This window comes from Bradyrhizobium centrolobii (assembly GCF_001641635.1).
In the GTDB taxonomy this organism is placed as follows: Bacteria; Pseudomonadota; Alphaproteobacteria; order Rhizobiales; family Xanthobacteraceae; genus Bradyrhizobium; species Bradyrhizobium centrolobii.
Map to the genome: position 1 here is coordinate 33548 of NZ_LUUB01000005.1, position 13079 is coordinate 46626.

The 13079-nt window shown below is 59.0% G+C and carries 8 protein-coding genes and 3 pseudogenes; 2 read left to right on the forward strand and 9 right to left on the reverse strand.

Going from position 1 to position 13079, the window contains the following annotated elements; all coding sequences use genetic code 11:
* Nucleotides 1–183: 183 nt before the first annotated feature.
* The 3 genes and pseudogenes from AYJ54_RS00630 to AYJ54_RS00640 form a co-directional block, all read right to left on the reverse strand.
* A pseudogene (locus tag AYJ54_RS00630) lies at nt 184–562 on the reverse strand (acyl-CoA dehydrogenase family protein); the annotation flags it as partial.
* Nucleotides 563–738: 176 nt separating this feature from the next.
* Nucleotides 739–1524 (reverse strand): carnitinyl-CoA dehydratase, encoded by a 786-nt coding sequence (locus AYJ54_RS00635; RefSeq protein WP_063695971.1) that lies wholly within the window; start codon nt 1522–1524, stop codon nt 739–741.
* A 182-nt stretch (nt 1525–1706) separates the two neighbouring features.
* Nucleotides 1707–2600, reverse strand: a complete 894-nt coding sequence (locus tag AYJ54_RS00640; RefSeq protein WP_063695972.1) for an enoyl-CoA hydratase/isomerase family protein — start codon at nt 2598–2600, stop codon at nt 1707–1709.
* Nucleotides 2601–2809: 209 nt separating this feature from the next.
* Here AYJ54_RS00640 and AYJ54_RS48715 point away from each other — a divergent pair.
* Nucleotides 2810–3163 (forward strand): annotated as a pseudogene (locus tag AYJ54_RS48715) (MFS transporter); the annotation flags it as partial.
* Between the two features lie 154 nt (nt 3164–3317).
* On the opposite strand, the gene AYJ54_RS00650 reads toward AYJ54_RS48715, so the two are convergent.
* The 4 genes and pseudogenes from AYJ54_RS00650 to AYJ54_RS00665 form a co-directional block, all read right to left on the reverse strand.
* Complete coding sequence (locus AYJ54_RS00650; RefSeq protein ID WP_063695974.1) at nt 3318–3539, reverse strand: Clp protease/crotonase-like domain-containing protein; 222 nt, start codon at nt 3537–3539, stop codon at nt 3318–3320.
* A gap of 216 nt (nt 3540–3755) precedes the next feature.
* On the reverse strand, nt 3756–5882 hold the full coding sequence (locus tag AYJ54_RS00655) for an acetate--CoA ligase family protein (RefSeq protein WP_161491783.1): 2127 nt from the start codon (nt 5880–5882) through the stop codon (nt 3756–3758).
* 179 nt (nt 5883–6061) lie between these two features.
* Nucleotides 6062–6733 (reverse strand): annotated as a pseudogene (locus AYJ54_RS00660) (dienelactone hydrolase family protein).
* 506 nt (nt 6734–7239) lie between these two features.
* Nucleotides 7240–7698, reverse strand: a complete 459-nt coding sequence (locus tag AYJ54_RS00665; protein ID WP_063695976.1) for a PaaI family thioesterase — start codon at nt 7696–7698, stop codon at nt 7240–7242.
* A 497-nt stretch (nt 7699–8195) separates the two neighbouring features.
* On the opposite strand from AYJ54_RS00665, the gene AYJ54_RS00670 reads away from it, so the two are divergent.
* The gene (locus AYJ54_RS00670) at nt 8196–9374 is read left to right on the forward strand and encodes an FAS1-like dehydratase domain-containing protein (RefSeq protein WP_063695977.1); all 1179 of its coding nucleotides are present in this window, start codon (nt 8196–8198) and stop codon (nt 9372–9374) included.
* A 945-nt stretch (nt 9375–10319) separates the two neighbouring features.
* Here the strand turns inward: AYJ54_RS00670 and AYJ54_RS00675 are convergent.
* Entirely contained in the window at nt 10320–11762 is a 1443-nt protein-coding gene (locus AYJ54_RS00675; protein ID WP_063695978.1) for an NAD-dependent succinate-semialdehyde dehydrogenase, read from the reverse strand.
* A 404-nt stretch (nt 11763–12166) separates the two neighbouring features.
* Nucleotides 12167–13072 (reverse strand): NAD(P)-dependent oxidoreductase, encoded by a 906-nt coding sequence (locus tag AYJ54_RS00680; protein ID WP_245328830.1) that lies wholly within the window; start codon nt 13070–13072, stop codon nt 12167–12169.
* Between the last annotated feature and the right edge of the window lie 7 nt (nt 13073–13079).

Consider the following 13079-nt stretch of genomic DNA (forward strand, 5'->3'; position numbering starts at 1 on the left):
AGACTGATACGGCTTGCGATACGATGAAAGCCACGTCTGGCGACTGTCGATCGCGACGCAGCGCCTACCTTGCGGGCAAGAGACGCCATCACTTCCGTGAAGTTCTTGATCGAGGGAGAAAGCAAGCATGGGCGCCTCGATGCTGAACGTCTCGTAAGCGAAATCTTGATCGCTGTTTTCCTCTCAGTACGACTTCGGGAGACCGAGCACGCGTAATGTGGGACAAAATCACTTCGCGGCTGACCGGCGCGATCCGCGGGATCATGATCTCGCGCAGGTAACGCTCGACATAGAACTCCTTCGAGTAGCCCATACCGCCGTGCGTGAGGATCGCCTGCTCGCACGCGCGGAACCCCGCCTCGGCAGAAAAATACTTGGCCGCGTTCGCCTCGGCGCCGCAGTCCTTCCCGTTGTCGTAGAGCCAGGCGGCTTTCATCATCAGCAGATGGGCGGCTTCCAAATCCACCCAATTCGCCGCGAGCGGATGCTGGATCGCCTGGTGCTTCCCGATCGGCCGGTCGAACACGACGCGTCCGCGAAAGCGTGCGATTTCCTGGGCGCGTCTTGTGTTCGTTGTCGGTTCAGCCATCGATTGCAGGCGCAACTCACCCCTCGTAACCGACGGCGGATATCCTCGGGAGCCCGGCAGAAATGATCGACGACCCGTCGTACTGCCGCAGGTAAAGCAGGACACGCATTCCTCACCCGACGCGCCCGCAAACCTGATCTTCAGCGTCCCTATCTTCCCTTCCAGACCGGATCACGTTTTTCGGAAAAAGCGCGGGCGCCCTCAAGACGATCCTCTGAGCCGTAGAGCTTGTCGACCGTCGCAAGTTCGCGGCGGGTCACCCTGTTAATGGCGTCCTGGAAGGAAAGCGTCTCGGCGACGCGCACGGTTTCCTTGATGGCCGCGAAGACCAGCGGCGGTCCGCTGGCAAGCAGCCGCGCGATTTCCCAGACGCGTTGCTCGAGCTTCTCACTCGGTAGGACCTCGTTGACCAAGCCCCAGCGATGCGCCTCGGCAGCATCCATCCAGCGACCGATGAGCAGGAGCTCCATGGCTATGTGCCAAGGAATGCGTTTGGGCAGCTTGATCGTTGCCGCGTCGGCCAGCTGGCCAGCGCGGATCTCCGGCAGCGCGAATGAAGAACGATCGGACGCGTAGATCAGGTCGCAGGAGAGCGCTAGCTCGAAGCCGCCGCCGACCGCCATGCCGTTGACACACGCGATCACAGGCTTGTTGAGGTCGCGCAGTCTCTGCAATCCACCGAATCCACCGACACCATAGTAGGCAGTGATTTCCTCTTCACTGGCCGCCGCCGCCTTAAGGTCCCAGCCGGCGCAAAAAAACTTGTCACCAGCGGTCTTGAGGATGGCAACACGCAGCTCCGGATCGTCGCGGAACCCCTTGAACGCCTCCCCCATTAGCCGCGACGTGTTCATATCAATCGCGTTGGCCTTTGGCCGGTCGAGCGTGACTTCGAGGATCGCGCCTTCGCGGCGCGTGACAACAGTGTCAGCCATTCCATCTTCCCCTTAAAACGCGTCGATCTCTATAGCGCGCACGTTCGATCTACGAGAGATGGCGGCGCTGATGCGAGAAGCTGGCTCAAGCCAGAGCTCAAATGCTTCGAGACGAAGCACCGTGACGCCGCGCAGATCCGTCACGCGCTACTGAATGTCCGAATAAATACCGCTCAACTCGCTCAATCCCCAGCCTTGGCCGGTTGGTTGGATGCCGTTCGAGAAGACACCCCCGGCGTCTGAGATTCGAACGGGGCAAAGGTTGACTCAATCCACTGGGACGCCGCTTTCGCACCTTCAGTGCGGAGCAACTCGCGGAACCGCCTGTACTCAGAGTCGGACTTGCTGATAATCATGTCGGACGCGTAGCTATATCGTAGGGCAGAATCAAGTCCTGCCGCTTGGAGCGTATTGTTGAGTGCTCTCTTGCTCCACACCAACGTTGGCAGAGCGACCCGGGATATGCGCTTCGCGATGCGCGTGACCTCTTCTTCGAGGCGTGCCTTGGGAAAGACGCGGTTGACAAGGCCGAGACGGTGCGCCTCCTGGGCATCGAACACGTCCCCGGTGTAGACCAGCTCGCGGCAACGCTGTCCGATCAGGTGCGACATGATCGGCAGTTCCGTGTCGCCAGCTGCGAACCGGACCTCGATCGCGCCGAAGCGCGAGTCGTCGGAGCAGTAGCGCATGTCACACCACATGGCCAAGTCCAAGCCACCAGCGAGGCAGTAGCCCTCGATCATCGCGATGACGGGCTTGGAGCAGTGGAACACGGATTGCAGGAATTTGCAGGCGTGATCAAAAAGCCTGTCGAGATGATCGAAGGTCCATTCAGCACGTTCGGGCGGTCCGAACTCTGATTTGTCTTCGGCCATGTCCCAGCCACTGGAAAAAGCCCGGCCGCCTGCTCCCTTGACTACGATTACACGTACTTCCGGATCGCGCTCGGCGATGGCGATCGCGTCCCGGAATTCGTTGCAGAGCTCGGTGGAAATCGCATTGCGTTTATTTGGCCGATTCAATGTGATCCACGCGACACGGTCATCCGCCTCGTAGAGAATGGTGCTGTACGCCATGAGCTGCCTCCAGATGGGTTTAACGCCGATGTCTCGCTGGTGGGTTGCCTCGAGTGGGAAGCGGCCAAACGTAGAACGCGTCCGGCGCCAGGAAACTGCGGAGTTTGGGACAATTGGACGAATTTCTGCAAGAGAAGGCAGTAGATACGGCATATCTCATCGCAGCACTGAACTTCGCGGAAGGGAGCGCGTCCCTAAAGCGCGCCATGCTAGTGCTCGAGATCGAATATCGCGTCGCCGAAGGGGCGCGCGCATTTCGCAGTCTGATGCAGGACGTGCAGCTGTCCCGTCAGCGTAATGGTGCCTACGGTGGCTCGATCGCGCGCAACATTGCGGATCACGATCGCTGCCCGGCATGACTGGATTATTTGCGCCAGCGCAACCGCGCAATCGGACCGGGGGCTGGACCACCAGGTAGAGGCGTTCCACGTCAGCTCCGACCCGGTGCGCGTCCGCCGCATGGTGGAGCGCCCGTTTGGATCGGTGCGGTGGAAGGACGAGTGTCCGACCGTGATGCGAACGAGATCCTGCCGTTCGAGTCCAAGCGCGTCGCCGGGCATTGAGGTGCGTGCTCGTTAGTCATCGACCTGTACTGCTTACGAGGAGATGAAGCCAGTTCTGACTTGTCGATTGCGACTTGTCCATTCTCCCTTCCAGCGCTCGACGAGGAGCGGCTCAATTGCCGTCCGATAGGGAATGCGTTCGGGCATGGATCAGCTAGGAGAACGCCAGCTCGAATCCACCGAACGACACGCCGTTGACACCCGCGCTAGCGAGCTCGTTCGGGTAGCGCAGTCTCCGCAGCCGGCCGAATGTACCAGTCACCCAGTCTTCCTCGGCGTTTTGTTCACTGCCCGCCGTCAGGGTGCCGGTGCCGCCGATGAACTTGTCGCTGGCGGCGCTGAAGATAGCGACGAGCAGCGCCAGGTCGTCGCGCATCCCTTGGAGGCGTTTCCATCGGCTGCGATGCGTCTTCAATCAATCGCATTGGCTTTTGGTCGGTCGCGCATGACCGTATATCGCGCCGTCGCGGCGCGTTGAACGAACGTGAGCTTCCGCTTTCCCTGCAACCCCGCACTGGCCGCAGGTCGACTATTCTGGCCTAGTCAAAGCTCCGAAGCCAGCCCGCTCTCCTATGTGCGCATCTCCAATACTTCATTCGTTACGCCTACTTGCGGGTACGATGAGGGCATCGACCGCGACGGCGCCATTTTTGCGTACGATGAGGGGATTGATATCGATCGATCGAATTTGATCGCCGAGGCTACGCGCGATCGCGTCGAGCCTTGTCAGCGTACCGGTCAAGGCGTCTACATCCAGCGCAGGGGCGCCGCGGAACCCGCGCAGGATCTTTTGGACTCGCAGTTCGTCGAGCATCCGTTCCGGCTCTCCGACTCTTAGACCGGCAGGACGGAGAGCCACGTCTTCCATGATCTCCGTCCAGATGCCACCCTGACCGACCAGAATAAACGAACCGAGGACAGGATCGGTTTCCAGACCGAGGATCATCTCGGTCCCGTCTCGCACGAACGGTTGGACGATGAGGACCTGCGAGCCCGCCGCGAAGAGCTTTGTCGCTGCCTGCGACAATTCCTTCGCATCCCGGATGTTCGTAACGACGCCGGACAGTTCGGTTCGATGCAGCACGCCTGTGTCGCCGATCTTGGCGACCACGGGATATCCGAGTTCGTTTGCCGCGCTGATCGCGGCATCAACGCTCGTTACGAAGCGACTCTCCACGACCGGTATGCCCGCAGCGGCGAGGAAATCGAGTGCCGGCCTTCCGGAGAACGGCTTATCCCCTAAATCGTGCAGCTGTTTCGCCATCCGGACCCTGTCGATCAGCGGCACCTCTGAAATCGGGGGCAGAGGCCGTGCCCACTTCACGGCACGGTCGAGAGCCCGGAAAGCCTCTCGCTGGCCCAATACGATAATATTCTTGTCGAGGAGATCATTGGCCTTGGTAAGGGGAATCGAACCATCCACCGGTGTTAGCAGAGCGACGGGCTTGTCCGTCGCCGCGGCAACTTCCACCGCGCAGGCTGCATATGTGTCTTCTAGCTCACCGGCCGGGCCATTGAGGTTAGGAAAGTGCAGAACCGTGAAGACATCGACATTCCGGTCGGTTGCTATGGCCTTATAGATCTTCTTAGAGCTCTCCTCCGCGCCGTCGTAGCCCCAGTAGGCGTCAAGAGGGTTCCTGCAGACGATTTCGGGAGGAATAATGCTACGAATTGATTTTACCGTCTCTGGCTGGAACTCAGCATAACGGACCGCCTCGCACTTCGCCATTTCGTCCACGTACATCTGAATCAGCCCACCCGACGGACAGACCGCGCCCACCCTTCCTTCACCCACGGGCCGCCCTGTTTGCGCGAGCATCGCGGATGCAAGCAGTTCTTCTAGCGAGTCAACCCGCACCACGCCATGCTTCTTGAACAACTCCCGATAGAACCGATATGGCGCGGCAAGCGCGCCGGTATGGGCCGTGGCGAGCTCTTGAGAAGCTTCGGTACGTCCAGGCTTCAACAGAATGACGGGCTTGCCGGCCGCGTGCGCCCGATCACACTCAAAGAAGAAGCGCTCGGGATCGCGAACCGCTTCGATAAAACCGCAGATGACTCGCACGTTCGGGTCGTCGACGAAATAGCGCAGGATATCGGCGCTGCCCGTGACTGCTTCATTCCCAGCGATGATGGCGTGACTCCAGCGCACGCCGCGTCCAGTTCCCAAGAGAGCCAGTCGCGTTCCACCACCCTGCGAAATAAGGGCAACGTGACCTGGGCGGTGGACCTCAAACGCTCCCATGTTGAGATGCACGCGATCAGCCCAATTGATCATCCCGCCCGAGTTCGGACCAAGAACGGCCATTCCCGACGCTCGCGCAACGTCCGCGATCCGCGCTTGCGCTGCCGCCCCGTCTGCCCCAGCTTCTGCAAAACCCATTTCCGGAATCACTGCAGCTCTCACCCCAACCTCTGCAGCCTCCTCAAGCGCAGCGACAATTGCGTCGCGGTTTCGCAGGATGAGGACCGCATCCGGAACGAATGGCATGCCTTTGAGGGACGGATAACAAGGGTAACCCGCCACTTCCTCGTACTTGGGGTTCACGGCAGCCACTGTTCCCGAGTACCCGATCCGCTTGTAGTGTTCGAGGGGGGTACGACGCACATCCGAAGTTGGACTTGTGCCAATCACCGCAACGGAATTCGGTCGGAAGAGTGCCGAAAGCGCGCTTTGGCTCACCGGCGTCGATTTCGCGGAACGGGGCTGCGGGAACATGTCGTCCTTTCGAGTATTAGGTGAGATTGTCATTTGTAAGCCGCGCGGGCGCCGTCAATCTGCAAGATTCGCAGTTATTGGAATGAAATCCTGCAAACTCGGGGACTTTAGGCGCGCTCCGTGCGGTCACGGAACGTGGATAGCTCGCGAGCCAGCGACAGGACGGTTGCGAACGTGAGCTATTGCAGGTGCTTTCTGAAGAAATCCAATGTGCGACCCCACGCGAGTTCCGCTGCCTTACGGTCGTGCTGCGGCCGCTGTTCGTTGACGAAGCCATGCTCGGCGTCATAGCGAAACAGCTCCAGTGACTTGCCGGCTGCATTCATACTGTGCTCGAAGGCATTGACTACCTGCGGCGTGCACCAATCATCAACATTGGCGAAATGCGCCGGCAAGGGAATCCGGACATCAGCGGGCTTCATCGCGTGCTCCGGCGCCATGCCGTAGTACACAACACCTGCGGCCAGTTCAGGAATTGTGGCCGCGCCGACGATGGTCACTTTGCCGCCGAGGCAGAAACCGGTCAAGCCGACTTTGGCCCCGTTTCGTGCGAGATATTGTACGGCGCCGCGCACGGTCTGGGTGGTCGCGTCGATTAGGTCGAGCGCCTTGTTTTCGCGATCGGCGGAGTCAGGGTCGTGATACGGCACCACCTTGCCATTGTAGAGATCCGCTACTAACGCATCAAAGCCCGCTAGCGCAAAGCGATCGCACAGCCCGCGAATCTGGTCGGACATCCCCCATCACTCCGGGAGGACGACCACGCCAGGCGCGTTGCCGCTCGCCGCATTTGCAAGATAGCCCGACGCGTCCTTGCCGTCCGGTCGTTTGAACGTAACGACGGTACCCATGTGTCTCTCCTGCGATTGGTCCGGCTGTGGTAAAAACGGCTACTCAACTCTAACCGCGAAAGGCGCGAGCATCCTGAACTCGAGAGAGTCAGAAATGAGCTCATAGAGCAACGTCAGTTGCGGGAGGACGATCGAAAGCTCGCGAGCATAGATGTGCGGCGTTCTACTGCGGGCCACGAAAGCACACCTTCACCAGGTCGCAGTGAGCATCGATTCCTCGCATCGGATGCATCCGCCTTCACGCAGATGCTCGCATTGCGGCGGCCTTGCTTCGGAGCCACGCCTCTGCGGGACCCTTCGGCAGTTTAGTGATTTCCCCGGCAGTGCGAAGACTGCCCCATTGCCGGTCATCGCACTGCGCAAAGCTGGGGTGCATCTGGTTTAGCGAGGATCACCCCAAAGATGTGAGCCAATCAACGATCTGCACCATTCGCCGCTGAACGCCTTTCCTCGTCTAATGCTTCTCGCGAGCGCATTCGCCCCAAGGCCGCGAGCTAAGCGCTAGCTTAAGCAGACTTCGGCTTTAACCGCTTAAGCGTGCCCGAGAAGGTCAACAATTTACGCTCTCCGGACGTCAATTGCCCCCGCACGAAGACCATCGAGCGGCCGGCGCGGGTGACTTCGCCCGTGCCTACGATCAGATCGCCTTCGCGCGCGCCATCTAGAAACTCACATCCGAGAGTTACAGTCACGCTGTCTCCTCCTTGCTTCACCGGAATGGGGATGACGCCTGCGCAGAAATCAGCGAACGCCACCAGGCAGCCGCCATGAACGATACCGGTATCTCTGACGTGCTTCTTTCCGACTCGGAAGGCGCAGCGCATGTTGCCATCCGGCTCTTGCCGATAAAAGAAGGGGCCTGCGTTAACCTCGAAGCCCTCATCGTCGTAAAACCGCCAGCCTTTGAATTCGCCCTCGGTAACAATTTGAGTACGAGAGGCCGCGAGCTTCGCGTAATCGTTCATAGATATGTCCTCGAATTTGGTTGATTCGATTTGCTGACCGCCGCCATACTTTGGATTTGCCGCGACAGAAAATCCACCGAAGCGAGTCGAGGGCTAAAGGTGAGCCAGTCAAAGTTAGAATGGGCAGAGTGCCTAAAGACGGCGTAGTGTGGTCTGCGGCTGCAGCAATTCTGCGAAAGAGGAGCGGTAAGCGCGTCGAAGCGCTCATGAGGTACCGCTCCGAATGCCTCGTCGGCGGACAGATCATCCTCATCCGAACGCCGTAAATCGCCGCGTAGGTGAGAAAAGTCGGAAAGAAGGCGCCGACCGTTGGATTCGGTCGGAAACTGCCGCTTATCGCAGCAATCGATACTGGACTGTCTTTACAGTAAGGAAATCAGCAGGAATTGATCGAAGGACAACCGCGCCGACACGTCTAGCGGGCTTTCTCGCGGAGTTCCATCCTACAAGACACCACCGTCTTGCAATCGATAAGCGCAAGGAAGGAGATTCAAGCAATGTCAGGAACGCAGGATTCAAAGCATTCCGAGCTCATCCAGATCGACATGAAGGAGTTCGAGCCCTGGATCGGTGTTCCGCACGGAGGACTCCAGATGAAGGTGCCCTTCGTCCAACAGGATTTCCAGCGCTGGGTCACGCACACCGACAACTACAATCCGCTCCATTTCGATGAGAGCTGGGCGGCGGCGAGTCGATTTGAGCAGATCGTCGCGCCTCAATCATTCACGGGTATCCGTGCGGCTGGCGATGATGCAATTTTTATGAGCAAGACCCTTATGGCGGGGTTTCATGTCAGCGACGACTTTTTCTTTTACGGGCCGCGAATATACGCGGAAGACCGCCTGTTCATCGACCGGGTGCTCTCGTCGGCACGCCCGACAAACACGCGTTACGGCCCCAGCGTTTTCCTCAACTTCGGGACCACCTTCGCGACGCAACGCGGGATGGTTGTCAAGAAGCGGTCTACGGTCATGCTTCATCCGAAGGAGAACGGGTTGGTCCTTGGGAAAGGCAAGCTCGATACTGCCGCCCCGGTTCCGCCGGAGCCGGAGTGGACCGACGCTCAAATCGACGAGTTGCGCGAAGCGAAGCTCGCGTACATTCGGACCTTTCGGACACACGAGAAGCGGCTATTTGAATCGGTAAAAGTCGGGGACAAGTTGCCACGTGCGGTGCTCGGACCCCACACAGGTCTCACGTTCCTTTACTCGGATGCCTGCTGCCCAGAGGACGTGTGGGGACTAACGCACGTGCCCGATCAGCCGCCGCTCCTACCTAGGAATTCAAATTTCGGTTACGACATCCCTGACCTTCCTGAGATGCCGCTCAACAGAGCCCGCTTTGTCATGAACGAGGGTCGCGGCCGACATGTCTATGATAAGGCTGCCATTCGCGGCGGCCTGCCCCGCTCCTTCGCGATCGGCTCCGTCATGACTATTTGGGGCACTGATCACTTTGCGAATTGGGCAGGCGAATGGGGCTTCCTGCGTCATTTAACGATGCGCTTCAATAGCTCAATCTGGAGCGGTGACGTAACCTATATCGACGCTGAGGTGACGGAGCTTTCACCGGGCCCTGCAGGTCACGGAACGGTTCATGTGAGCTACCACCTCGTTAACCAGGATGGTCTCCTGCAGTGCAGTGGCACGGGAAAAATAGAGCTTCCGCTCGAATAGTGAGAGCCAACGCGGCCGCCCGCCGTCACACTGTCTCGAGTCAGATGGAAGAGGCAGGCTGGATTGCCAGCTAACCGAAGTTCGCCGTGGATGGTGACCAAGTCGCCTTTCTCGGCGGACTTCGATCTGACGCAAGCTGATTGAGACAAGCTGTGTGCGGACCGTGCCGCGTTCCAGCTTCCTCGTGGATCCGGATACGTGCATGGTCCGACACGCGCGCTTCGCAGCTTCAATGTTAATGAGCAATTTCCACTTGTCCGACTGGAGGGGTCCGATGAAAGCACCCCACTTGCCGTACTTCATTCTCGTGGACCGCAAGCATTGTTTCAATACTAGACGCCGGGAGCTGGCCTTGGCTTCGATAAGGAAGGGGAACGACAGCGATTGGATCGCCAAGCTCGATGGGCATCAGCAGAGTCGAGCGTTACCCGTTATGTCGGGGATAGCTCGGTCATGCAGCAAATCGCCGGCGTGATCGCTCGAGACCCTATGCACGTGGGCAGCAGCGCTGCCGCGCCACGCGCGCAGCGGCATTTTCCTTAATCTCCCCGGCTCAGTTGCCCAGCGGCGGAATCATCGCCTAAATTCGCGACATGGTTGGCTCCCTGAGCTGCAAACTATTCTCGCCCTCTCAGATTGGGTCGGTGATCGTTGGGCAATTCTTCGCGAAAGCGGGACAAGTCGGAAGTAACGACGGCGACATTGTCTCGGCGGTAGCTAGCGAGCAACGCCGACGAAAGCCAATGACATCGGCGCTCGCTCGACTAGCCGCCGCACGGCTGCAAGGCAGTCCGGCAGCAGCGCGCGGAATCACCGTGCGGCGAACTCTGCGAGGCACCCTTGACCCTTTTGGTGACGAAGGCGGGCTCAAGTGTTACAAGTGGAAATCAGTGATTAACACTTTGTGAGCTGCGAAGCGCACGCACGCAATAGGCATGGTCGCTTTCACACACTAGCCTGGCTAACGAACTTGGTATTTTGAAAAGAAAGCAGCCCCTCGACGCCACCTTCCAGACCCACTCCGCTTTCCTTGTGTCCACCAAACGGTGTCTCCGGCAGGGACACCTGCCAATGGTTCAAGATGACATTTCCACTTTCGATCGCCCCTGCGACTGCTTTCGCGCGCGTGATATCTTTGGTCATCGCATACGCCGCAAGTCCAAATGGTAAGCGATTGGCCAAGGCGATTGCTTCATCGAACGAACCAAACGGAGCCGTCATGGCAAGTGGCCCAAACGGCTCGATATTTGCAGCCATACAATCGTTGTCGCTGTTCGCAAGCAATGTCGGACGATAGAAAAATCCTCTATTGCCTGTACGCTCCCCACCGGCCGCAACACGGATCCCACGCGATCGCGCGTCACCGACAAACGCATCCATGGATTCGACCCGCCGCGCGTTCGCAAGCGGACCCATTACGGTTGCGGAATCGAAGCCGTCGCCGATCTTAATGCCGTTTGCGTGCTCGGCGAACTTCTCCACAAAGTGGTCATGGACCGACTCGTGCACATAGAATCGGGTCGGCGAGGTGCAAACTTGGCCAGCGTTGCGATACTTGGCCATCGCGGCAGATTTGGCGACGGCATCGATGTCCACGTCATCGAAGATGATAACAGGCGCATGCCCTCCGAGTTCAAGCGTCATGCGCTTCATGCCCTGAACTGCGAGCGCGGCCAGCTGCTTGCCGACATTGGTCGAACCGGTGAAGGTGATGCCGCGAATAGCCTGCGCTTCAATGAGTTGCCGGGAGATGGCGATTGGGTCGCCGAATACAATGCTTAGTACTCCGTCCGGAAGCCCCGCCTCAAGAAGCATCCCGCCGATGGCCAGCGCGGTGGCGGGGGTTTCTTCGGAAGGCTTGATAATCACCGAACATCCGGCAGCGAGCGCACCGCTAATCTTCCGGGAGGGCGTAATCGCCGGGGCGTTCCACGGTGAGAACGCGGCGATTGGCCCAATTGGCTCCTTGATTGCGATCTGCTGTATGTTCTCTGCCCTTGCGGGAATAACGCGACCATAAGTCCGCTTTCCCTCCTCGGCATTCCACTCGAACATGCCGGCGGCCTGCTCGACTTCAAGCCTGGCCTCGCCAATTGGCTTGCCAAGCTCCAAGGTGATCAGGCGCGCAAGAAGTTCGCGCCGCTCGCGCATCAGATCAGCTGTGCGCCTCAAGACGCGCGCTCGCTCATTCGCCGCCACGCCACGCCACAGTTGAAAACCCTTCGCCGCGGCGGCGACAGCCTCTTCAATGTCGCTGCGAGTTGCGTGGGGCAACTGCGCAAGCGCCTCACCCGTCGACGGATTGAGTACAGGTTCGGTTTTTCGTCCCTCTACGCCGATCCGGCGACCGGCAATCAAGAGTTCAAGAGCGGGATACTCGAATCGCATGGAATCTCCAACTGTCAGAAAATGATGACGGCTTATCTCACCTGGCGAGCGGCAGCGTCGATCAAAGGCGTTACAGCGTCGGAACGGTCGATCTTCCAGAGAATGGAATGAAGCCGACCGGCAGCGTCCTTTCAAAGCACGGGAAAATGAACCTTGCGGTCCAGGACGGCATCATCGACTAGCATGTCACTCGACGCCGCTTCGTCGAACTCGTGGACAACGATGCCTTTTGTCGTACTAAGCGACACAAGCGCTGCCGGCATCCATCCTCGAGCTCTATTCCCGGTTTCCCCATGCCGACCGAACTCGCAGCGTCAAGGCCACCGGCTCTGAAGGTCCCTCCGAGGACCGGAACCGAACCCTCCAGCTTCATTTGCTCACTGCGAGGCTGCGGTACTTGCCAACTAGTGCGACCGTCGATCGGCCTCGATGAGGTTAATCATCGCTGGATAGTAATTCTGAGCGTAGCCAGCAGCGCTGGTCTTCTGCAGCAAATCGTAAGTCAAGGCGGCTGAGGCCGCATCGATGCCGCCTTGCTCGGCAAGTTCGAGCGCCAGCTTGATGTCCTTGATAGCGTAGTCCGTTGGAAACGTGTTTTCCGGAAAGTTTCCGGGAACTAGCGCCTTCAGACCCGGTGTTCTGAGTGCAAAACTGTCCGCCGATCCCTTCGACATCACATCGAAAAGGAGAGCGCCATCGACGCCAGCCCGGCGACCGATCGCCAGCGCTTCGGCCAGAGCATTCACGGTCATGAAGACAACCATGTTATTGAGTATCTTGACGACCTGTCCGCTACCTGTGCCGCCACAATGAGTCACGTCCGACCCCATATGGGACAGGAACGGCCTGACGAGATCAAAGTCTTCAGTACTGCCGCCGACCATAATGCTCAAGGTCCCGTCCCAGGCCGCCTGGCGCATTCGAGCGACCGGCGCATCGATCAAAGTGAGGCCCTCTTTACGCAGCTTGTCTGCAAGATCCCGCGTTCCCTTGACCGAACTTGTGCTCATGTCGACGACGGTATGGGTCCGTCGGTTGGCCGCCAGGATGCCTTCTTTTCCCAAGCAGACCTCCGCCACTTCCGCAATGCTTGGAAGCGACAGAAAGATAACATCGGCATTTTCCGCGACTTCGACAATTGACGCGCAGGGCTTCGCGCCGGCTTCGCCGAGACGATTGCGTGGGTCTGGGCGGGCATCCGTAGCATAGACCGGCATTCTCGACTTCTTCGTAAGATTGAGGCACATCGGCTCGCCCATGACGCCCAGTCCGACGAACCCTAGTGTTTCGATCCTCTTGGACATTTCCATTTGCCTT